Annotated in this window: 18 protein-coding genes, 1 tRNA gene and 1 pseudogene; 7 read left to right on the top strand and 13 right to left on the bottom strand. The window is 72.8% G+C overall.

Features of this window, described 5'->3' with window-relative positions; all coding sequences use genetic code 11:
* Positions 1 to 23: 23 nt before the first annotated feature.
* From AB0C99_RS20505 to AB0C99_RS20515, 3 genes are all read right to left on the bottom strand, one after another.
* Positions 24 to 1169, bottom strand: a complete 1146-nt coding sequence (locus tag AB0C99_RS20505; RefSeq protein WP_362476799.1) for a hypothetical protein — start codon at positions 1167 to 1169, stop codon at positions 24 to 26.
* 80 nt (positions 1170 to 1249) lie between these two features.
* The gene (locus AB0C99_RS20510; RefSeq protein ID WP_362476801.1) at positions 1250 to 2053 is read right to left on the bottom strand and encodes a hypothetical protein; all 804 of its coding nucleotides are present in this window, start codon (positions 2051 to 2053) and stop codon (positions 1250 to 1252) included.
* Positions 2054 to 2380: 327 nt separating this feature from the next.
* A complete protein-coding gene (locus tag AB0C99_RS20515) occupies positions 2381 to 3085 on the bottom strand; it encodes an HAD-IA family hydrolase (protein WP_362476831.1) in 705 nt (234 codons plus the stop codon).
* Between the two features lie 116 nt (positions 3086 to 3201).
* Between AB0C99_RS20515 and AB0C99_RS20520 the strand changes: the two genes are divergently transcribed.
* Positions 3202 to 3774, top strand: a complete 573-nt coding sequence (locus AB0C99_RS20520) for a carboxymuconolactone decarboxylase family protein (RefSeq protein WP_362476803.1) — start codon at positions 3202 to 3204, stop codon at positions 3772 to 3774.
* Positions 3775 to 3836: 62 nt separating this feature from the next.
* Here AB0C99_RS20520 and AB0C99_RS20525 read toward each other — a convergent pair whose 3' ends face one another.
* The 3 genes from AB0C99_RS20525 to AB0C99_RS20535 all read right to left on the bottom strand — a co-directional run bounded on the left by AB0C99_RS20525 (position 3837) and on the right by AB0C99_RS20535 (position 7525).
* Positions 3837 to 4727: a geranyl diphosphate 2-C-methyltransferase gene (locus AB0C99_RS20525; protein ID WP_362476805.1), complete on the bottom strand. Its 891-nt coding sequence runs from the start codon at positions 4725 to 4727 to the stop codon at positions 3837 to 3839.
* Between the two features lie 20 nt (positions 4728 to 4747).
* Positions 4748 to 5953 (bottom strand): family 2 encapsulin nanocompartment cargo protein terpene cyclase, encoded by a 1206-nt coding sequence (locus AB0C99_RS20530; protein ID WP_362476807.1) that lies wholly within the window; start codon positions 5951 to 5953, stop codon positions 4748 to 4750.
* Between the two features lie 153 nt (positions 5954 to 6106).
* The gene (locus tag AB0C99_RS20535) at positions 6107 to 7525 is read right to left on the bottom strand and encodes a family 2B encapsulin nanocompartment shell protein (RefSeq protein WP_362476809.1); all 1419 of its coding nucleotides are present in this window, start codon (positions 7523 to 7525) and stop codon (positions 6107 to 6109) included.
* Between the two features lie 561 nt (positions 7526 to 8086).
* On the opposite strand from AB0C99_RS20535, the gene AB0C99_RS20540 reads away from it, so the two are divergent.
* The 3 genes and pseudogenes from AB0C99_RS20540 (at position 8087) to AB0C99_RS20550 (ending at position 11581) form a co-directional block, all read left to right on the top strand.
* Positions 8087 to 8968: an alkaline phosphatase family protein gene (locus AB0C99_RS20540; protein ID WP_362476811.1), complete on the top strand. Its 882-nt coding sequence runs from the start codon at positions 8087 to 8089 to the stop codon at positions 8966 to 8968.
* Between the two features lies 1 nt (position 8969).
* Positions 8970 to 10199, top strand: a pseudogene (locus AB0C99_RS20545) (MFS transporter); the annotation flags it as partial.
* Positions 10200 to 10540: 341 nt separating this feature from the next.
* Positions 10541 to 11581: a TolB-like translocation protein gene (locus tag AB0C99_RS20550; RefSeq protein WP_362476813.1), complete on the top strand. Its 1041-nt coding sequence runs from the start codon at positions 10541 to 10543 to the stop codon at positions 11579 to 11581.
* Between the two features lie 83 nt (positions 11582 to 11664).
* Here the strand turns inward: AB0C99_RS20550 and AB0C99_RS20555 are convergent.
* A tRNA-Pro gene (locus tag AB0C99_RS20555) sits at positions 11665 to 11738 on the bottom strand.
* A 200-nt stretch (positions 11739 to 11938) separates the two neighbouring features.
* On the opposite strand from AB0C99_RS20555, the gene AB0C99_RS20560 reads away from it, so the two are divergent.
* On the top strand, positions 11939 to 12589 hold the full coding sequence (locus AB0C99_RS20560) for a transketolase (protein ID WP_362476833.1): 651 nt from the start codon (positions 11939 to 11941) through the stop codon (positions 12587 to 12589).
* A gap of 28 nt (positions 12590 to 12617) precedes the next feature.
* Positions 12618 to 13511, top strand: coding sequence for a transketolase C-terminal domain-containing protein (locus tag AB0C99_RS20565; RefSeq protein ID WP_362476815.1), 894 nt, complete (start codon positions 12618 to 12620; stop codon positions 13509 to 13511).
* Positions 13512 to 13526: 15 nt separating this feature from the next.
* Here AB0C99_RS20565 and AB0C99_RS20570 read toward each other — a convergent pair whose 3' ends face one another.
* Positions 13527 to 13898 carry an MmcQ/YjbR family DNA-binding protein gene (locus AB0C99_RS20570; protein WP_362476817.1) on the bottom strand — a complete coding sequence of 124 codons (372 nt, stop codon included), beginning with the start codon at positions 13896 to 13898 and terminating at the stop codon, positions 13527 to 13529.
* Between the two features lie 784 nt (positions 13899 to 14682).
* Here AB0C99_RS20570 and AB0C99_RS20575 point away from each other — a divergent pair.
* Positions 14683 to 15882: an acyl-CoA dehydrogenase family protein gene (locus AB0C99_RS20575; RefSeq protein ID WP_362476819.1), complete on the top strand. Its 1200-nt coding sequence runs from the start codon at positions 14683 to 14685 to the stop codon at positions 15880 to 15882.
* Between the two features lie 103 nt (positions 15883 to 15985).
* Here the strand turns inward: AB0C99_RS20575 and AB0C99_RS20580 are convergent, their stop codons facing one another.
* From AB0C99_RS20580 to AB0C99_RS20600, 5 genes are read right to left on the bottom strand one after another with little or no spacing between them, the layout of a single operon-like run.
* Complete coding sequence (locus tag AB0C99_RS20580; RefSeq protein WP_362476821.1) at positions 15986 to 16558, bottom strand: GAF domain-containing protein; 573 nt, start codon at positions 16556 to 16558, stop codon at positions 15986 to 15988.
* Positions 16555 to 17178: an ATP/GTP-binding protein gene (locus tag AB0C99_RS20585; protein WP_362476823.1), complete on the bottom strand. Its 624-nt coding sequence runs from the start codon at positions 17176 to 17178 to the stop codon at positions 16555 to 16557. The genes AB0C99_RS20580 and AB0C99_RS20585 overlap by 4 nt, the downstream gene beginning before the upstream one ends.
* Positions 17156 to 17527, bottom strand: coding sequence for a DUF742 domain-containing protein (locus AB0C99_RS20590; RefSeq protein ID WP_362476825.1), 372 nt, complete (start codon positions 17525 to 17527; stop codon positions 17156 to 17158). Before AB0C99_RS20590 ends, AB0C99_RS20585 begins: the two co-directional genes overlap by 23 nt.
* Before the next feature lie 2 nt (positions 17528 to 17529).
* On the bottom strand, positions 17530 to 17964 hold the full coding sequence (locus AB0C99_RS20595; RefSeq protein ID WP_046911062.1) for a roadblock/LC7 domain-containing protein: 435 nt from the start codon (positions 17962 to 17964) through the stop codon (positions 17530 to 17532).
* Between the two features lie 7 nt (positions 17965 to 17971).
* Positions 17972 to 19894: an ATP-binding protein gene (locus AB0C99_RS20600; RefSeq protein ID WP_362476827.1), complete on the bottom strand. Its 1923-nt coding sequence runs from the start codon at positions 19892 to 19894 to the stop codon at positions 17972 to 17974.
* Between the last annotated feature and the right edge of the window lie 504 nt (positions 19895 to 20398).

Genomic DNA, 20398 nt, shown 5'->3' on the forward strand with positions numbered 1-20398 from the left:
CGGCTCCTTGGTCGGAGGGCTGGTCAGTCGAACATGAGGGAGACGTCGATGCGGTGGACCGCCCCGGCGTAGTCGACCCGCACCATGGCCTCGGCGGCCCGTTCGGTCTGCGCGGCCCGCACGAGGTCGTCCTCGGCGGGGGTGCGCTGCGGCTTGTCGAGCAGGGCGAGGAGGGGGACGACGATCTCGTACCCCTCGATCACCTCGGACCTGCGCAGGGGTTCGAGGACGGTCTCCATCTCGGCGACGAGCCCGCGCAAGCCGGAGCGGCTGATGCGGAGGTTGCCGATGGTGCCGATGAGCCGGGCCTTGAGGCGGAAGGTGACGTCGTCGACGGTACGGACGATGTCGATGTACTTCTTGGTGGCGGGGAGACCGGTGTAGCCCTCGCCGAGGTAGACGCCGGAGCCGGGGATGAGCGGCGGGTCCACCAGCCAGTTGACGCCCTTCCCTTGCGGGCCGCGGGTGCCGGGCCCCTCGGAGCCGTTCAGCCGGATGATCTCCTCGGCGGAGAAGGGGGCGGAGCTCACCTTGACCTGCTTGAGCAGCAGCGAGATGTGCGGCGGGTAGCCGGCGATGGTCCCGGCGACGGCGGCGGCGACGTCCTCGTCGCTCTTGTGCGCCACGTACACCATGCGCTCCGTGGCGAGGCTGCCGGTCACCACGGCGGGGTCGCTGGCGCCCTTGGCGAGCATGGCGACGCCCATCCGCTCCATGCCGTCGGCGGCGGGGCCGGAGACGTGCTGGGCGAGCTTGACGATGCCGGGGCTGGGCACGGGCGGGCCGCCGGCCGGGGCGGTGAGGGCGAGTTCGGTGTCGGCGACCACGACGAGCTGCACGTTGAGCGTGCCCACCTTGGCCAGCGCGTCGTCGTAGGAGCTCGGCTGGGCCATCCGGACGCCCCAGACCTCGCTGGGTCCCGGCTGCTGCACGAGGGCGGTCGCGATGGCCTCGCCGAGCGGTCCCGCGGCCGTCCTGCGGGCCTCGTTGACGTCGGTGTAGAGACGGGGGACGTTGGGCTGCAGGAAGTCGTCGGGCGGGTCGGAGGCCGGCAGGTTCGCGACGCCGACGACGGCGACGTTGCCGTAGGCGCGGGTGGCGGGGGCGAAGGGGACGCCCTCGACCCTGACGCGGACGTAGCGGACGGGACTGTCGGGGGTGTCGGGCATGGGACCTGCTGCCTTCCGGAACGGGGACGGTCTTCGGGGACGGCCATTCGGGGGCCGCGGAGCGACGGCGGGCGGGCGGGTCAGTCCAGGAACACCGCCGCCACGCCCGCGTCCGCCAGCAGCCGCTCGATCCGCGCCGGTTCGAGCCCCGCCCCGGCGGGCGACGGGGACGGTACGGGGGCGGGGAACGCGGCCACGAGCGCGTACGGCGCGACGCGCGTCCCGAAGGTCCCGGGCGGCAGCGGCCGGTCGCGGGCCGCGGCGGCGACCAGGCGGGCCGCCCGCACCGCCCAGGCGACGTCGTCGCCCGCGCCGACGACCACGGCGGCGTCCAGCGCGACGGTGCGGCGGTTGACGGGATCGCCCGGGTCGAAGACGGGCGGGCGGCGCAGCCGCACCTCGGCGCGCAGGTACTCGCCGGACTCGCGCAGGTCCTCGACGGTGACGAGGCCGTGGCGGCGCATGAAGGCGTCGAGGTCGAGGAAGCGGAACCGCGCGCGGAACTCGTCGAGGGTGGCGTACGCGTCGACGGCCCGGACCACGAGGGAGTCGAGGCCGCCGGGGTCGGTCTCGGCGACGAGGTCGACCTCCAGCTCGGCGAGCACGTCGATCCAGACCGGCTCGGCCCGCTCGCCCTCCCAGCGGAAGTCGGCGAGGGTGATGCCGGGGACGGTCTGGTGCCAGGTGCCGCGGCGGGCGGCGGGCGGGAAGAGCGGCCACTGCGCGGCGGCCGTGCGGACCCGCAGCGCGGCCACCGAGTCGATCCGCTCGTACGTCAGGTCGTGGGTGTGCTCGACGAGGAAGCGGGCCCGGGGTCCGAGCAGCGCGCCGAGTGCCTCCGGGTCGGCGAGCCGGGCGAGGGCCCGGTCCTGGATGACACCCATGCGCGCGTCCTTTCACGCCGCGGCGGACCCGTGGAGCGAGGGGGCGGCTCCGGGCGGCGGCAGGAGACAGGGACGCACGTCGGCACGGGGCGCGACAAGGGCTTCTACTCCGTGCGGTGGAGAAGAGGAACCGATCGGGCGATTGCGCTCCGCCGGGTGTTTCCCGCCCCCTCCCCCGCCCCTTCGGAGGAGCGCGCGGGGCGGGCACGGGGCGGCGCGCGGGGGCGCGCGCACGCCGCCGGGAGGAGCCGAATCCCGCCCCGCACAGCACACCTGACGTACCGTCACTTCCACCGGCGCGCCGTCACACGGTCAACACGCGCCCCCTCAGGCGCCGCCCGGGTCCCCCAGCAGCCCGAACACCGGGCGCAGCCCCTCGGGTCGCCGGTCGACGGGGAGGTGGTCGACGAAGTGGACGCGGGCGCCCAGGGCGAGGGCGCCGCCGTCGGCGGTGCGGTCGTCGCCGACCATCAGCGTCTCGGCCGGGGCGAGCCCGAGGCCGTCGCAGGCGTAGCGGAAGATGGCCGGGTCCGGCTTCTGGACGCCGACCTCGAAGGACAGCGCGTAGAGGTCGACCCACTCGTCGAGCCCGTGCGCGCGGAACACCGGCCGCAGGTCCCAGCCGATGTTGCTGACGACGGCGACCCGCACGCCGGCGCGGCTCAGCTCGCCGAGCGTCCGGGCCGTGTCGGGGTACGGCTGCCAGGCCGCCGGGCTCATGTGCCGGTCGTAGAGGGCGCGGACCAGCGCGGGGTCGGTGATCCCGGCCGCCTCGGTCAGGCCCGAGTAGGCGGCGCGGTGCCGCTCTGTGTCGAGGTCCCGCTCGTCCCAGAGCGTGCGCAGCCCGTCCGGCACCCGCAGCGGGGACGGGCCGCCGGGCAGCGCCCCGTACGCGGTCAGGCGCTCGACGGCGTGGGCGAACTCGTCGCCGGAGAGCCGCACGTCCGTCTCGGCGAGGACGGCGTCCAGCCAGTGCGCGGTGGACTCGACACGCAGCAGGGTGCCGGAGAAGTCGAACATCACGCCTTTGATCACCCCCCGATCCTAGGGGGTTCCGTGTCGGCCGGGGCGGGCCGGGAACTCCCGGAGCCCACTTCGCGTTATACCCCCCACGGGTATGCCGAGCGGCGTACCGAGGAGGAGGCACGGTGCGAACAGAAGGCACGGCGCGGACGGACCGCCCGGCACGGCGGCTCACGGCGCTCGAACCGGAGCAGGCCACGGGCAGGGCGCGCGAACTGCTCGCCGACATCGTCGAGCGGCACGGCTCGGCCGGCGAGATGGTGTCCACGATGGCCCACTCGCCCGCGCTCATCGAGGGCTATCTGAGCCTGTCCCGGGCCATGAAGCGGGTGAAGATCCCCCGGGCGCTCAGCGAGAAGCTGTCCCTCGCCGTCCAGGAGTGGATCGGCTGCGGCACCTGCCGCGAGGCCCATGTGGCGGCGGCCCGCGCCGCCGGGCTGTCCGAGGCGGACATCGAGCTGGCCCGCCAGGGCACCTCCACGGACGCCCGCGAGGCGGCCCTGATCGCGGTGGCGCTGCGGGTGCTGGCCGAGCCGAGCGCCCTCGGCGACGAGGACGTGGCGGAGCTGCGGGCGCACGGGTGGAGCGACCGGATCATCGCGGAGGTGGTCGGGGTGGTGACCCTCAACCTGCTGACCGGCGCCTTCAACCTGCTCGCGGGGATCCAGCCGGCGGAGCCCGGGGACCCGGAGGACTGAGGCGCGGGGAAGCCCGCCGGGTCCGGCACCGTCGTGCCGGGCCCGGCGGGCCGCCGGGGACGTCAGACGCGGTCGGCCGCGATCAGGACGTACTGGAACGAGCCGTCCTTGTACGAGTTGATGAACGCCTCCTCGATGCCCGTGACCAGGGACGAGGTGGCGCGCAGCTCCCAGTACGGCAGGGTCTCCGGGGTCAGGTCGATGACCGCCTGCGGGACCAGGCGGTTGTCCGCCATCGCCTTCAGGTACTCGCGGCGCGAGTGGATGTTGCACTCGAAGTGCGCGTTGATCTGGGAGACCCACTTCGAGGGCTGGCCGTAGCGCGGGTTCCAGCAGCCGGTGATGGTGACGTACCGGCCGCCGACCTTCAGGATCCGGGAGTGCTCGGCGAAGAGGTCGTCCAGGTCGACGTACATGCTGGACTCGTTGTTCCAGGAGCCGGCCGCCTTGCCGGTCTCGAAGGGCGTGTTCAGCATGTTGCACACCCGGGCCCGGACGTGGTCCCCGATCCCGAGCTCGGCGGCGCGCCGGTTGGCGAACTCGGCCTGCTTCGCGGAGAGGGTGACACCCTCGACCTTGGCGCCGAAGCGCTGGTGGGCCATGACCATGGAGCCGCCGCGCCCGCAACCGGCGTCGACGAGGGTGTCGTCGCCCCCGATGGCCCCCAGGTGGTGCATCAGCACGTCGGCCTGGGCCGACTCCAGCCGGTGCAGCTCGGCGATCAGCTTCTTCTCGTACTCGCTGTCCTCGGTGGAGCCGAGGGCCGCGTGGTCGATGTCGCCGATGCCGTAGTGGTGGTGGTAGAGCCCGTCGACGTCGCCGAGCTTCAGGTTCACCGGTCGGGCCTCCGCGTCCCAGTACCGCGCGATGTCCCCCTGGTACGGCGAGGCCGGACCGGGGACGAAGGCGGTGGGAGCGGCGCCGTTGAGGGTGGTGAACTCGGTGCTGGTCACAGATGAATCCATTCTCTTGCTTACCAGAAGTCGGGCAGGCTGTATCGATAGGTGTTGGTCTGGTGCCAGTAGTGGTTGCCGTCCACCCAGACGGCCACCCCGCGCAGGAAGCGCAGCAGGGTCGGCACCGGGCAGGCGGCGGCCAGTTCGGCGCTCTCCGCCTCGAAGGCGCGCATCAGGTCGTTGTGGACCTCGATCGCCTTGAGGTAGGCGTCCTTCTCCGCGAGGCCCTCGCGTTCGGCGAGCACCACGGGCAGGTTCAGGTGCTTGCCGGGGCTGTCCAGCTCCTTGGTGTAGGAGTACAGGTCGTTCACGATGGTGCTGGCGTTCCCGGCGAGCGCGAGCACCCGTTGCATGGCCGGCTGGGCGTGCAGGTCCATCGGCAGTTCGTAGCCGCCGATGGTGTCCGTGATGGTGGGGCAGGGGCGGAAGTTGTTGAACTGCCGCATCGCCAGGTACTCCCACACCTCGGGCAGGTGGTCCGTCTCGGCCCAGGCCGCCTCTGCGAGGTAGCCGAGGTGCAGCCGGGCCATGTCGTGCCGGAAGCGGTCGGCCTGGGAGGGGGTGGCCTGCCGGACGAAGTAGTCCATGGCGGACCGGTAGGAGCGCCGCGGCGAGTCCGCCTGGAGCGAGTCGGCCCAGGCCGGGGCGTACTCGTCCGTGGTGTGCAGCGGGTCCAGGGCGGTGTGCGCGAGGAGCAGCCGCCCGCCGAGGCCGATGGGCGAACCGCCGTGGTCCTCGCAGTAGATGTCGTCCACGGCGTTCTCGGCGACCATCAGGCGGGTCGCCACCATCAGGTGCTCGATGGTGGGGGCGTCCGGGTGGCAGGCCACCATGTAGCGCCCGACGGAGAAGCCGTCGAACTGGCCCTCCCAGTCGTCGGGGAACAGCTGGACCTCGTCGACCGCCCAGTCCTTGATCCGGCGGCTGACCTCCGCGACCCGGGCCGGGTCGGGCTCGGCGACCGGGTGGTAGTAGAGGCCCGGGATGTGCAGGGCGTCCGCGGGCGGCGCAGGCTCGGACACCGGGACCCCGGCCGGGTCCGGCGCGGGGACCGGCTCCGGCACGACGGCCGGTTCCTGGGCTGGGGCCGCCTCCGGCGTGGGGGCCGGGAGTGGGCGGCGGGCCAGGGACAGCGTGCTCGTGCCGAGACCGCTGGGCCCGCGCAGGATCCGCTCGATGGCGGAGGGCTGGTCGGTAAGGGGGGAGGGCCCGGGGTCGGGCATCCGTGACTCCTTGCTGAGGTGAAGAGGCTGACCCCGGCTCCCGGGCGGGCTCGCCCGGCCCGGGCGGGTCCGGGCCGTGACGCGGACCGCGGGCGGATCCTCCGGTCGCGCCCGCGGTCACGCGCCCGCGGCAAGGCGCTCGCGTCGCGCGGCTCAGTCGCGGCGGCGGGCGATCTGCACGTTCTCCAGCACGCCGAGGGCGTCGGGCACCAGGACGGCGGCGGAGTAGTAGGTGGTGACCAGGTACGAGATGATCGCCTGCTCGCTGATGCCCATGAAGCGGACGGACAGGCCGGGCTCGTACTCCTCCGGGAGGCCGGTCTGGCGCAGGCCGATGACGCCCTGGTTCTCCTCGCCGGTGCGCATGGCGATGATCGAGCTGGTGTTGTCCTTGCTGATCGGGATCTTGCTGCAGGGCAGGATCGGCACCCCGCGCCAGGCCGGGACGGACTGCCCGCCGAGGTCGACGTGGTCCGGGTAGAGCCCGTGGGCGTTGAAGCCGCGCCCGATCGCGGCGATGGTGCGCGGGTGGGCGAGGAAGAACTTCGTGCCGCGGCGGCGGCTGAGCAGCTCGTCCATGTCGTCCGGGGTGGGCGGGCCGGAGTGGGTCTGGATGCGCTGCTTGAAGTCGGCGTTGTGCAGCAGGCCGAACTCGCGGTTGTTGATCAGCTCGTACTCCTGGCGCTCGCGGAGCGCCTCGATGGTGAGGCGGAGCTGTTCCTCGGTCTGGTTCATCGGGCCGTTGTAGAGGTCGGCGACCCTCGTGTGGACCTTCAGCACGGTCTGGGCGACGGAGAGCTCGTACTCGCGCGGCTTGAGCTCGTAGTCGACGAAGGCGCCGGGCAGGTCGTACTCGCCGACGTGGCCCGCCGACATGGCGATCTCGGCCTCGCCGTGCTTGTTCTGGCGCTGCAGCGGCAGGGAGCTGAACTCCCGGATGTGGGCGTCCAGGCTCGGCGCGGAGGCGAGCACGGAGGCGAAGTCCGCGCGGGAGAGGGTGAGCAGGGTGCCCGCGGTCTCGGCGGTGGCGGTGTAGTCCCACCTGGCGTCGGCGTCCAGGAGGGCGTTCTCGCCGAAGGGCTCGCCGTCGGCGAGGACCGCGACGGCGACCTCGTCGCCGTACTTGCCGGTGGAGGTCTGCCTGATCCGGCCGTGGGCGATCAGGTGGATCCGGTCGGCCGGCGTCCCGCGCTCGACCAGCACCTCGCCGGCCCGGAACTCGCGCTGCTCGCAGCGGTCGGCCAGGGCGGTCAGCGCGTCCACGTCCTCGAAGCCCCGCAGCAGGGCGAGTTCGCCGAGCTCCTGCGGGATGACCCGGACGGTGGCGCCGTCCTGGACGAACTCGATGCGCCCGTCGCCGACGGTGTAGCTCAGTCGGCGGTTCACCCGGTAGGCGCCGCCCTTGGTCTCCACCCAGGGGAGCATCCGCAGCAGCCAGCGGGAGGTGATCTCCTGCATCTGGGGGGCGGACTTGGTCGTGGTGGCGAGGTTGCGGGCAGCCGCGGTGCTCAGGCTGGACTGCGGCCGGTTCGGCTGCTCCAGCTGGGCTTCCGCGCCGGTGTCAACGGTCATCGGGCGAGCTCTCCTTCGCGAAGGCGGCGATCGGCACATTCCTTTACCGATCGCCGGAAGAGGAAGACAGTGGTTGAAATCTCTGGGAATCGCCCCAGATCCCGGGGAACAGTAACGGCCGGGAAGGGCCGCTCACCCGGTCAGACCGGGGGCATTACCTCGAACCGGTGATCTTGTATCGCGTGGGGTTTAACCGGGTGAACCTAGGTTTTCCGGCCACCCGGCGAGGTGACCAGGCCACCGAGGCGATGCGGCGTCCGGAAAATGCCGGAAGCACCGCCCGGAGTCATGCGCCAGTTCCGGCCAAGGGGCGCACAGCGGGCTTTCACCCACCCGAACGGCAGTCCCGTGCACTGGAGTTGCGCGAGGGGCTGGAGAAAGGGTCCCTCGCGGCCCGCGCGGGCCCTCCCCGGCGGCCGGCCGGACCGGCCCCACCGAATGCGTGTACGCGCCACGAGACGTTTCCCGGGTCTTCACGTGCGGCACCTTCCCGGTTGGCATGGACACACCTACCCTTCGGGTGCACCGCCCCCCAGCCGTCCCCCTCAACCGGAGGTAGCCGTGTCCGGCGCGCCCAGACAACGCCGCACCGCCCTTCTGTCCGCCCTCGGCCTCGCCGCCGCCTCGCTCGGCCTGTGGGCCGGATTCGGCGGGACGTCCTCGGCCCAGGCCGCGGCCACCGTGCCGACCCCGGACCACGTGGTGGTCGTGGTCTTCGAGAACCACGCCTACAGCCAGGTCATCGGGAGCTCCAGCGCCCCGTACATCAACTCGTTGAAGACCGGCGGGGCCAATCTGACCCAGTCGTTCGGCGAGACCCACCCGAGCCAGCCGAACTACTTCGCGCTGTTCTCCGGCTCCACCCAGGGCATCACCGACGACAGCTGCTACACCCCCGGCTTCTCGTCCGCGCCGAACCTGGCCTCCGAGCTGATCGCCGCGGGGAAGACCTGGGCCAGCTACAACGAGACGCTGCCCAGCCAGGGTTCGACCACCTGCAGCAGCGGCAAGTACGCCCGCAAGCACAACCCCTGGTTCGGCTTCTCGAACGTGCCGACCTCCTCCGCGTACACCTTCACGCAGTTCCCCACCGACTACACCAAGCTGCCCCAGGTCTCCTTCGTCGTCCCGAACCTGTGCAGCGACATGCACGACTGCTCGGTCGGCACCGGTGACACCTGGCTGAAGAACAACCTCGGCGCCTACGCGACCTGGGCGAAGACCCACAACAGCCTGCTCGTCGTCACCTTCGACGAGGACAACCGGCTCGCCGGCAACAAGATCCCGACCGTGCTCTACGGCCAGCAGGTCACCCCGGGATCGACCTCCGCGACCACGTACAACCACTACAACCTGCTCCGCACGATCGAGGACATGTACGGCACCTCGCACGCCGGGCAGGCGGCCAACGCGGCCCCGATCACGGGCATCTGGACCTCGTGACGTGTACGTAGCGGACAGTCGCAGCACCCCCGCGACGCCCGCGCCCGCCGCCCGGGGCACCCGCCCCGGGCGGCGGGCCGCCGTCGCCCCGACCGTGCTGGCCCTCGGCACGGTCAGCCTCGTCACGGACGTGTCCTCGGAGATGGTCACGGCCGTCCTCCCGCTCTACCTGGTCGCCGGGCTCGGCCTCTCACCGCTCGGCTTCGGCCTGCTCGACGGCGTCTACAACGGCTTCAGCGCGCTGGTCCGGCTCGTCGGCGGCCACCTCGCCGACCGGGGCGGACGCCACAAGACGGTCGCCGTCCTCGGCTACGGCCTGTCGGCGCTGTGCAAACCCCTGCTCCTGGTGGCGGGTTCGCTCCCGCTGATCGGCGCCGTGCTGGCCGCCGACCGCACCGGCAAGGGGCTGCGGACCGCGCCGCGCGACGCGCTGATCTCGCTGGCCTCGGCGCCGGAGTCCCGGGGCCGCGCCTTCGGCGTGCACCGGGCGATGGACACCGCGGGGGCCCTGATCGGCCCGCTCGTCGCCTTCTTGATCCTGCGTCAGGCCGTCGACGGCTACGACGCGGTGTTCACCGTGAGCTTCTGCGTGGCCGCGGCGGGCGTGCTCGTGCTCGTCCTCTTCGTGCCGTCCCGCCCCCGTCGCCCTGTCGACGACACCGCCGCCCCGGCCGGGGCCCCGCGCGCCTCCCTCCGCGCGGCGCTCGCCCTGCTGCGGATCCACGAGGTCCGCCGACTCGCCCTCTGCGCCCTCCTGTTGGGCCTGGCCACGGTCAGCGACTCCTTCGTCTACCTGCTGCTCCAGCGCCGCCTCGGCGTCCCGGACCAGTGGTTCGCGCTGCTGCCGCTGGGCACCGCCGCCGCCTTCCTGCTGCTGGCCGTGCCGCTCGGGCGGCTCGCCGACCGGATCGGCGGCCACCGGGTCTTCCTCGGCGGCCACCTCGCCCTGCTCCTCGCGTACGGGGCCCTGCTCAGCGGCTGGCACGGCACCGCGCTCCCCTACCTGGTCCTCCTGCTGCACGGCGGTTTCTACGCGGCGACCGACGGGGTCCTGATGGCCGCGGCGGCCGGCTGCGTCCCCGCCGAACTGCGCTCCTCGGGGCTCGCCCTGGTGCAGACCGGCCAGGCACTCGCCCGCTTCGGCTGCTCGATCGCCTTCGGTGCCGCGTGGAGCGCCTGGGGCGACCGCACCGCGCTCGGCACGGCGACGGGCGCGCTCGCGCTGTGCGCGGCGGCGGCGTTCGCGCTCCTCCCCGGGGCCGGGCGGGCCGGCGCGCGCGGGGGCCCCGACGGCGCGGGCGGACGCGGCGACTTGGCCGGCCCCGGTGGCCCGGCCGGCCCGGGCGGACCCGGCGGCCTGACCGGCCCTGGTGACCCGGGCGGCTTGGCCGGCCCTGGCGGACCCGGCGGCTTGACCGGCCCTGGTGGCCCGAGCGGCTTGGCCGGCCCCGACGGCCCCGGCGACCCGCTCGGCGCGAGCGATCCGCTCGGGCCGCTCGACCCGAGCAGCCCGGCCGACCCTGCCGCCCCGGCCGCCCCTGCCGCCCCGAACACCCGGAAGGACAGCCCCGCATGACCCTGCGCGCCAAACTGCTCGTCCTGCTCACCGCGCTCGCCGTGCTCGGCGGCGTGGCCGCGGCCTCGCTGCTGCACGCCTCGGACCGGGCCGCCGAGAAGGACCGGGCCCAGGCCGGCGGCCCGGCGGTCGCCGCCGGACCGGTCTCGCTGGCGCCCGGCACGGCCCGGCGGCTCGTCTTCCGCAACCTGGCCTGGGGCCCGCACCGCGACGAGCTGGTCACCGTGCCCGCCGCCGCGCCGGGCGGCCCGCGTACCGCGTCCGGGGTGAAGTGCCTGCGCTTCCACTCCGCCGCGGGCACCGGGATCTGCCTCCAGGCCGAGCGCGGCACCGTGGAGGACTCGTACCGGGCGGTGGTCCTGGACGCGGACCTGAAGGAGACGGCCCGCTACCCGCTGCCGGGCATCCCGACCCGGGCGCGGGTCTCCCCCTCGGGCCGCTTCGTGGCGTGGACGGTGTTCGTGGGCGGCGACTCGTACGCGGGCACCGACTTCTCCACCCGTACCGCCGTCCTGGACACCCGGACGCGGCGGCTCACGGCCTCCCTGGAGGAGTTCGCGGTGATCAAGGACGGCCGGCCGTACCGCGCCGCCGACACCAACTTCTGGGGCGTCACCTTCTCCCGCGACGACCGGCACTTCTACGCGACCATGGCGACCGGCGGGCAGACCCACCTCGTCCGCGGCGACCTGGCCGCGCGCACGGTCACCACGCTCCACCGGAACGTCGAGTGCCCCTCGCTCTCCCCCGACGAGACCCGGATCGTCTACAAGAAGCGGGTCCCCGGCGCCCCCGCCGACGCGCCCTGGCGGCTGTACGCCCTCGACCTGGCCGGCCTGCGGGAGACCCCGCTGGCCGACCCCCGCAGCGTGGACGACCAGGCGGTCTGGCTGGACAACAGCACCGTGGCGTACTCGCTCCCGGGCGACTACGGCGCGGACCTGTACACCGTCCCGGCCGACGGCTCCGGCACCCCGGCCCGGCTCCTGGACGCGGGCCTCGCGCCGGTGGTGCTGGGCGACCGCCGGGAGGGCTGACGACACCCCGCGGAACGCCGGAAACGGCCGAGGGGCCGTCTCAGATCGCTCTGAAACGGCCCCTCGGCTACGACTCTCTCGAGTCGGGACGACAGGATTTGAACCTGCGACCCCTTGACCCCCAGTCAAGTGCGCTACCAAGCTGCGCCACGTCCCGGTGCCCGTCTGACCTGGGGTTTCCCCGGCCGAACGCGCATGAGAACCATACCGCACTTCCCCCGGTGCTCACGAACCAGTTCGACACTTGACCTCAAGCGCGCTTGAGGTAGCACGGTGTAGAGCATGACGAACACGACGCACACGCCGCCGACGCCGCCGACGCCGCCGGACGAGGCCGTCCGGGAGCTGCACCGGCTGATGGCGCTGATGACCGGGGACGAGAAGCACTCCACCGCCGCCACCTCCACCCTGGACGCGCTCTGGGTCCTCTACGACCGGGTGCTCCGGGTCTCGCCCGGGCGCGTGGCCGACCCGGGGCGGGACCGCTTCCTGCTGTCGAAGGGGCACGGGCCCATGGCGTACTACGCCGTGCTGGCCGCCAAGGGCTTCTTCGGCGAGGAGCTGCTGGCCGGCTTCGGGGCGTACGACTCGCCGCTCGGGCACCACCCGGACCGCACGCTCGTGCCGGGCGCCGAGATCGGCAGCGGCTCGCTCGGGCACGGGCTGCCGCTCGCGGTGGGCACCGCCCTGGGGCTGCGGGCGCAGGGGCTGACCGGGCCCCGGGTGTGGGTGCTGATCGGGGACGCCGAGCTGGACGAGGGCAGCAACCACGAGGCCATCGGCTACGCCGGGCCCGCCGGCCTGGAGGCGCTGCACACGCTGGTGATCGACAACGGCTCCGCCACCTACGGCTGGCCCGGCGGCATCGCCTCCCGCTTCGAGGCCGCCGGCTGGTCGGCCGCGACCGTGGACGGGCGTGATCACGAAGCCCTGTACGCGGCCTTCACCGCCCCGCACCCCGGACGGCCGCGCGCCGTCGTCGCCCGCGTCGAGCCGAAGAGCGCCTGAGCGCCCACCTCCCGAGGAGACCCCTTCCATGGACACCATGCGTGACCGTTTCATCGCCACCACCGGCCGGCTGCTCGACGAGGACCCCCGGCTCGCGGTCGTGCTCGCCGAGATCAGCAAGGACGGCTTCCAGCAGGCCCTGGCGCGGCACCCGGACCGGGTGATCAACGTCGGGATCCGGGAGCAGCTGCTCATCGGGGCGGGCGGCGGGATCGCCCTGACCGGGCTGCGTCCCCTCATGCACACCTTCGCCAGCTTCCTGGTCGAGCGCCCCTTCGAGCAGCTGAAGCTGGACTTCGGGCACCAGGGCGTGCACGGGGTGCTGGTCAGCGCGGGCGGCTCGTACGACTGGCCGGCCGGCGGCCTCACCCACATGTCGCCCGGCGACGTGGCGCTGATGGACACCCTCGACGGCTGGACGGTCCACGTGCCGGGCCACCCCGACGAGGCCGAGGCCCTGGTCCGGGAGGCGGTGGCGGCCGAGGGCTCGGTGTACGTGCGCCTGTCCGTCCACGCGAACGCGGCGGCCCGGCCCCGGGCGCGGAGCGGGTTCAGCGTGCTGCGCGAGGGGGCGCGAGGCGTGGTCCTCGCGGTCGGGCCGATGCTGGACAACGTGCTCGCGGCGACGGAGGGGCTGGACGTGGGGGTGCTGTACGCGACGACCGTGCGCCCCTTCGACGGCGAGACCCTGCGCCGGGCGGTCGCGGCGGCCCGGCCCGACGTCGTGCTGGTCGAGCCCTACCTCGAAGGGACCTCGACGGCCGCCGCGAACGACGCCCTCGCCGCCGTACCCCACCGGGTCCTGGGCCTCGGCATCGGCCGCCGCGAGCTGCGCCGGTACGGCACGATCGAGGAGCACCTGGCCGGGCAGGGGCTCGACCCGGCGGCGCTGCGGGCGCGGATCGAGGCGTTCCTGGGGTGACCGTGACCCGGGGGCTCAGCCGCCCGCCGGGGGCCGCCCCACCTCGGGGTGCCGGTCGAGGAGCGTCCGCGTGGCCGCCTGCCGCCAGGAGTCGGCGAGGATCGCGCGGAGCTCCTCGTCGTCGTCGAGGGCGGCGAGCCGGACCCTGATCCAGGCGTATCCGTCGTCGTGCCCCTCGCGGAGGAAGAACTTGCCGGGTTCGGCGGCGATCAGCTCCGCCCGCTCCTCCTTCGGGCACTTGACGCCCATCACCCGGTCGTCGTCGGAGAGCGAGGCGAACATCCGGCCGCCCGGTCCCGCCCGGAAGGTGGGCATCCCCCAGGCGGGTTTCTCGACCGCCCCGGGCAGGGAGAGGGCGATCCTGCGCACGTCGTCGGAAGTGACCATGGTCCGACCGTACGGCCTGCCCGCCCGCCCCGGCGAGGGCAGGGAGCCCGACCGCCGCCGACCGGCCCCAGACCGGGTCCCAGACCGAGTCCCGACCCGCTCCCGACCGGCCGCCGACCGGACAGCCGACCGCTCACCGACCGGTCCGCCGATCACTGCCGACCGCTCATCGACCGAACAGCCGACAGATGCCGACCGACCGGCAAGCGCTCGTGATCGTCCACGATCGAATTCGATCAGCAGTGATCGCGATCGCCCCGACTCCCCCGGCACCGACGGCGTGCGCGCCCGCGCACGCACCGTCATCCACGCCCCCTCACGCTCTGTATCGCGCCCCGGCGCCGGTGAATGCCTCTGTGCGCCCCTGACGCCGCGCGCGCACTCCGCGGCGGCGTCCTGAAGCTCCAAGAAGCCCGTGATTACTGGCCGTGCGCCCCTCCGGGGACCTTTCCGACATGGCGCTCACGCGGTGAAGAAGGGGCCTCTGAGGCGACTTCGGCGGCCTCGGCGCCATATGCCTCAGAAACCGTTGCCTTTGGCATGTGGCAGAAAGATGCCCTCGGGGAATGTCCTTGCAGTCGGACTGAGCAGGCCAACATCACATCAAACACAGTCGGAAACAAACGTCAACCGTCCCTGTTTCAGACAAACTTGGTGGCGATATTGATCCACCCAAGAAAGATCAACACCATGAAGTGGTCGGCCTGTTCGGGACGGGACCACTGCCGATGCACCACCTGCTCGGACCACTAGACGAGCAGGCATAAGCAGGGGAGGGACTCGGATGGACGGCTACTTCAGCAGTCGACTGCATCATCAACTCCGCGACACTGTGAGGGAGTTCGCGGAGAGTGAGGTTCGGCCACGGATACCCGAGATGGAGGCGTCACGCTCGGTCCACCACGAGCTGTCCCGGCTCATCGCCGAGCAGGGCTGGTTGGGCGCGACAATCAGCCACGAGTACGGCGGGATGGGCGCCGGACACCTCGCCAAGACCATCATCATCGAGGAGCTCGCCCGGGTCAGCGGAGCCATGGGCGCCATGGTCCAGGCTTCGCAGCTCGGCACGGCCAAGATCGTGCACTTCGGGAGCGACGAACAGCGCAAGACCTGGCTTCCCGCCATCGCCGCCGGGGAGTGCCTGCCGACCATCGCGGTCACCGAACCGGAGTCCGGAGGCCATGTCCTCGGGATGTCCGCGACCGCCGAGCGGGACGGCGACGACTACATCCTCAACGGCAGCAAGGTCTACGTCGGAAACAGCCATGTCGGCGACCTCCACGGGGTCGTGGTCAGGACCGGCCCGGGATCGAAGGGGCTCACCGCCTTCCTGGTCGAATCCGACCGTCCGGGCTTCCGGACCGGTCCGCAGCGTGAGGCCATGGGGCTGCACGGCTTCAGCTTCGGCGAGGTCATCTTCGAGAACTGCCGGGTGCCGGCCGCCAACCGGCTCGGCGACGAGGGGGACGGCCTCGCCGTCGCGTACTCCTCCAGCGTCCTGTACGGCAGGGCCAATCTGACGGCCGTGTCGCTCGGTATCCATCAGGCCATCCTGGAGGAGACCACCAAGTTCGCCACCGAGCGGATCCGCTACGGCAAGCCGATCGCGGAACTGCCTACTGTCAAGCTCAAGTTGGGCCAGATGCAGTCGCGTCTGATGACGGCCCGGCTCGCCGCCTACCATGCCGTCCATCTGCTCGACCAGGGGATGTCCTGCGACACCGAGCTCATGAACGCCAAACTGGTGAACGTCGAGTCCGCCATCGACTCCGGCCGCAACGCCATGGAGATCCACGCCGCCGCGGGCCTCTTCACGGACCGCCCGATCGAGCGGTACCTGCGCGACGCGCACCACATGTTCGCCCCCGCCGGCACCTCCGACATCCAGCTCCTGCGCCTGGCCGAGGTCGCCCTCGGCCAGGACAAGGGAAGCTGGTCGGAGCGCCTGTCCGACGTAGTCCGCCTGGAACCCGCGGGCTGCTGAGGAGGTCCCCCGAGAAACCGTGCCCCGGCGTCCGGCGAAGAAGCCGAACACCGGGGCACCCGTACGCGCCACGCGCGGCCGTACGGAAGGGCGCCGGGCGCCGTCAGATCATGCCGTCCTCGCGGCGGTGGATCTGCTCCACCAGCTCGGCGGCCATCGCCTTGATCGTCTCCAGGCCCGCCCGCCCCCAGGGACGTACGTCCGTGTCCACCACGCAGATGGTGCCGAGCGCGATCCCGGTGCGGTCGATCAGCGGAGCGCCCATGTACGAGCGGATGCCGATCTCGTCGACGACCGGGTTGCCCGCGAACCGCGGGTAGTCGCAGACGTCCTCCAGGACCAGCGCCTTGCGGCGCACCACCACGTGCGGGCAGTAGCCGTGGTCGCGGGCCATGAACCGTCCGACGCCCCCGGCGCCGGCCGCCGCCGCGCCCAGGTCGGAGCCGGAATGAGTGCCGGCCGGGGTGTGCAGTCCGGCGAAGAACTGCCGGTTCTCGTCGATGAAGTTGACCATCGAGAACGGGGCGCCGGTCACGTCCGCGAGCCGATGGGCGAATTCGTCGAAGGCCGGATCGGGCTGCTCGCCCAGGCCCAGCTCGCGCAGTCGGCGGACCCGGGTGGGCGCCTCGTTGTCGATGGGCGTGAGCAGCAGATGACCGGTGGGGTCGTAGGTCATGTCGTGGCTCCGTAGCTCGGCACCGCGGCCGGGATGGTGGTGAGCAGATGCTGGACGAGGGTCACCAGGGTGCGGATCCCCGAGCTGGAGATCCGGGCGTCGCAGAGCAGCACCGGCACCGTGGGCTTGAGGTCGAGGGCCGACCGCACCTCGTCGGGGTCGTAGCGGAAGGCGCCGTCGAACTCGTTCACGGCGACCACGAATCCGATGCCCCGCCGTTCGAAGAAGTCGATGGCGGAGAAGCAGTCCTGGAGGCGCCGGGTGTCGGCGAGGACGACCGCGCCGAGGGCGCCCTCGGAGAGCTCGTCCCACATGAACCAGAAGCGCTCCTGGCCGGGGGTGCCGAACAGGTAGAGCACGTTGCGCGCGTCGAGGGTGATGCGGCCGAAGTCCATGGCGACGGTGGTCGTGGTCTTGGACTCCACGCCCTCCAGGCTGTCGGTGGCCGCGCTGACCGAGGTCAGCAGCTCTTCGGTGCTCAGCGGTTCGATCTCGCTGACCGCGCCCACGAAGGTGGTCTTGCCGACGCCGAAGCCGCCCGCCACGAGGATCTTGAGCGCGGAGGGGAAGGGGTCGGCGGCGAGACTGTCGTGGCGCTCAGAGCCGTTGTCGTAGGCCATCGAGCACTGCCTCCAGCAAGGAACGGTCGGTTGGGTTGGCGTGGAACCGGGGCGCCCGGGCGGTGATCGCCCCGCAGTCCACGAGATCGGAGAGCAGGACCTTGGTGACGACGGCCGGGAGCCGTAAGTGCGCCGCGATCTCCGCCACCGAGGTGGGTCCGCCACACAGCCCGAGGGCGAGGCTGTGTTCCGGACCCATGTGCGGCTGGGGGCTGGTGCCGGTCGCCATCACCATCGAGAGCAGGTCGAGCGCCGTGGTCGGCTTCGTCCGGCCACCGCTGACGGTGTACGGGCGGATCAGGCGGCCGGCCGCGTCGTCGAGCCAGGGTCCTTCCTGGTGGGACCCCATGGTCACTGTCCCGCACTGCCCGCCGCGCCGGCGGCCTGTCTGGCCGGGGTGACCAGATAGGGACGGACGCTCTTGACGAGCATCGCCATCTCGTAGCCGAGCACGGCGGCGTCCGCCTCCCGGCCGGCCAGGACGGCGAGACAGGTGCCGGACCCGGCGGTGGAGACGAAGAGCAGGGTGGAGTCCAGCTCGACCACCACCTGGCGCACCTCGCCGCCGTCGCCGAAGCGTGCGCCGGCGCTGCGCCCGAGTGAATAGAGCCCGGAGGCCAGCGCGGCCATGTGGTCGGCCGCGTCGGGGTCGAGGCCGTGGACGGATTTCACCAGGCCGTCGGAGGAGAGCAGAACGGCGTTGCGGGTGTAGGGGACCCGCTGGACCAGTCCGCTCAGCAGCCAGTCGAGATCCGAGGAATGGCCGTGCGGCCCATTGCTCGCCATGGTGCATCTACTCCTTGTGCGCGTCGCCTGGACGCAGCGGTTCACGGGGGGAGGGCTGGGATTCGGCGAGTCCGATGCCGCGCTGGAACGCGGCCATCAGACCCGGGTCGTGCAGGGCGTGCTCCTCGGGCTTGCGGGCCGTGGGCTCGTCGCGTAGCTGCGGGACGAGGTGCTCCTGGGCGCGCCGCTTGGGGAGGACGGGCCTGCTCGACGCTCCGGTGCGCGGGGCCGGGGGGACCGCGGGCGCCGGGGCGGGGTAGGCACCGCCGTGCCCGGCGGGCCCGCCGGGGGCGGCGGACTCGGCGTGGCTCGGCTGGGACGGGACTCCGGGCAGGCCGGGGGCGGCGGGGGCCGCATCGGCGTAGACCGGACGGTGCGGGACGGGCGGCTGCGGTACGGGCGGGGGGCCCGGGAGGTGCGCCGTCACGTGCGTGTGCGCCGTCACGTGCGCCGGTACGGCCGCGGGGGGCGGCGCGGACAGGTGCGTCGGGGCCGACAGGTGCGCCGGTGCGGGCACGGACACGGGGGGTGCCGCGGGGGCCGGGGCCCGGACCGGGGCGGGGGCCGCGACCGGGGCGGAGGCCGCGACCGGGGCGGCCGCCGGGGGCGCGGGCTGGACCTGCGGAGCCTGGGCCGGGGAGGTCCCGGCCGTGCCGCGGTGCTCGGTGCGGGCCAGGCCCTCGGGATCGGCGCCGAGGAGTCCCTGCGGCAGGACCAGGACGGCCTGGACGCCGCCGTAGATGTTGGACTGGAGGCGGACGGCGATGCCGTGCCGCCGGGCGAGGGCGGAGACCACGAAGAGCCCGATCCGCCCGTCCTGGAGCAGGTGGGCGACGTTGACCTGGTCGGGGTCGGCGAGCAGGGCGTTCATCTTGTTCTGCTCGGTGACGGGCATCCCCAGGCCGCGGTCCTCGACCTCGATGGCGAGGCCGGCGGTGACGTACTGGGCGCGCAGCAGCACCGTGGTGTGCGGGGCGGAGAACACGGTGGCGTTCTCGACCAGTTCGGCGAGCAGGTGGATGACGTCGGCCACGGCATGGCCCCGGAGCGTACCGTCGATCGGCGGCACCAGCTTCACGCGCGGGTACTGCTCGACCTCCGCGATGGAGGAGCGGAGCACCTCGGTCATGGTGACCGGGTTGGACCACTGGCGGCGGGAGATGGCGCCGCCGAGGACGGCGAGGTTCTCCGCGTGCCGGCGGATGCGGGTGGCGAGGTGGTCGACGGTGAACAGGCCCTTGAGCAGCTCGGGGTCCTCGACCTCGTTCTCCAGCTCGTCGAGGAGCTGGATCTCGCGGTGGACGAGGGACTGGAGCCGGCGGGCGAGGTTGACGAAGACCTCGACCTTCTGTTCGTTTCCGACGCTGCTGGAGAGTTTGGACGCCTGCACCACGGCGCTGACGGCGGCCTCGTGAGAGCGCGTCAGTTCGTGGGCGAGCAGGTCGAACTCATCACTCGATCCGGTGCCGGGCGGGAGCACGGGCCGGGCCTCCGGAACCTCTCCCCTGCGCAACTGTTCGATGACCGTACGCAGTTCGCTCTGGGCCCGGGCGCTGGAGCGGCGCAGCGCGTTGGCGCGGTCGAGGACCGACTTGGCGGCCCGGTCGGCGCCGAGCGCGGCGGCGGTCACCGAGGCCACCGTGAGCGCGGCGGCGCCGGTGAGGGCGGCCCAGAGGCCCGGGGTGACCTCGGCCCCGGTGGAGCGGATGGTGAAGAGCACGGCGGCGGCTCCGCCGAGCGCGACGGCGACGGCCGGGAGCACGGAGGTGCGCAGCAACTGGGGCCGTATGCGCGCCTCGCTGGGCAGCCGCACGGGGGAGGGGGAGGAGCCGGTGCCGGCCGGACCGGCGGCGTTGCGGGCGCCCGACCGGCCGTGGCGCCCGCCCTCGCGGCGTTCGGACCGCGGGGCGGGTGCGCGAAGTTGAGACATGGGTGTCCTTGGTACGTGCCCGAGAATCGGCGTACTACGGGGGATGCGCTACAGGAAGAACGGTCGGGCGGAACAGGGGGGAACGGGGCTGAACGAGGCTGAACGCGGCTGACCGAGGAAGGAGAACCACGTGGGTGTGATGAGCCTACCGATGATCACCGAGCAGCCACTCTAGTCGTCAACCGTTCATCTGGGGTGCGCAGTTGGCAAACTTACCCCGCCGGGAGCCTCGATCTGCTAGCACCCTTCGCACGACAGGCCGAGACCTGTCGGCCGAAACCTTTCGGACCCCTCCCGGAGGGGCGAACGGAAGTGGGGCGGAGGCGTGTGTACGCCTCCGCCCCACGGAGAATGCGCCCGCGACCGGAATCCCGTGCGGGGGCGCGGACTAGGGCCTGTCTGACAATTCGCGTCGGATCAGGCCGGGTCGTCCGGTGCGTGCGATCGGCGTGCGGCCGGGACGCCCTCGTAGCGGAGCTACTTGGGCGTCCCGGCGGCGGCGTC

This window comes from Streptomyces sp. NPDC048659 (assembly GCF_040650575.1).
GTDB lineage: Bacteria > Actinomycetota > Actinomycetes > Streptomycetales > Streptomycetaceae > Streptomyces.

Bases quoted from the DNA above. Each gene is read 5' to 3' on its own strand.
- AB0C99_RS20570 (WP_362476817.1), bottom strand. From the start codon at position 13,898: ATGGTCACTTCCGACGACGTGCGCAGGATCGCCCTCTCCCTGCCCGGG.
- AB0C99_RS20565 (WP_362476815.1), top strand. From the start codon at position 12,618: ATGGACACCATGCGTGACCGTTTCATCGCCACCACCGGCCGGCTGCTC.
- AB0C99_RS20585 (WP_362476823.1), bottom strand. From the start codon at position 17,178: ATGGCCTACGACAACGGCTCTGAGCGCCACGACAGTCTCGCCGCCGAC.
- AB0C99_RS20600 (WP_362476827.1), bottom strand. From the start codon at position 19,894: ATGTCTCAACTTCGCGCACCCGCCCCGCGGTCCGAACGCCGCGAGGGC.
- AB0C99_RS20590 (WP_362476825.1), bottom strand. From the start codon at position 17,527: ATGGGGTCCCACCAGGAAGGACCCTGGCTCGACGACGCGGCCGGCCGC.
- AB0C99_RS20575 (WP_362476819.1), top strand. From the start codon at position 14,683: ATGGACGGCTACTTCAGCAGTCGACTGCATCATCAACTCCGCGACACT.
- AB0C99_RS20505 (WP_362476799.1), bottom strand. From the start codon at position 1,169: ATGCCCGACACCCCCGACAGTCCCGTCCGCTACGTCCGCGTCAGGGTC.
- AB0C99_RS20595 (WP_046911062.1), bottom strand. From the start codon at position 17,964: ATGGCGAGCAATGGGCCGCACGGCCATTCCTCGGATCTCGACTGGCTG.
- AB0C99_RS20580 (WP_362476821.1), bottom strand. From the start codon at position 16,558: ATGACCTACGACCCCACCGGTCATCTGCTGCTCACGCCCATCGACAAC.
- AB0C99_RS20550 (WP_362476813.1), top strand. From the start codon at position 10,541: ATGACCCTGCGCGCCAAACTGCTCGTCCTGCTCACCGCGCTCGCCGTG.
- AB0C99_RS20530 (WP_362476807.1), bottom strand. From the start codon at position 5,953: ATGCCCGACCCCGGGCCCTCCCCCCTTACCGACCAGCCCTCCGCCATC.
- AB0C99_RS20535 (WP_362476809.1), bottom strand. From the start codon at position 7,525: ATGACCGTTGACACCGGCGCGGAAGCCCAGCTGGAGCAGCCGAACCGG.
- AB0C99_RS20560 (WP_362476833.1), top strand. From the start codon at position 11,939: ATGGCGCTGATGACCGGGGACGAGAAGCACTCCACCGCCGCCACCTCC.
- AB0C99_RS20510 (WP_362476801.1), bottom strand. From the start codon at position 2,053: ATGGGTGTCATCCAGGACCGGGCCCTCGCCCGGCTCGCCGACCCGGAG.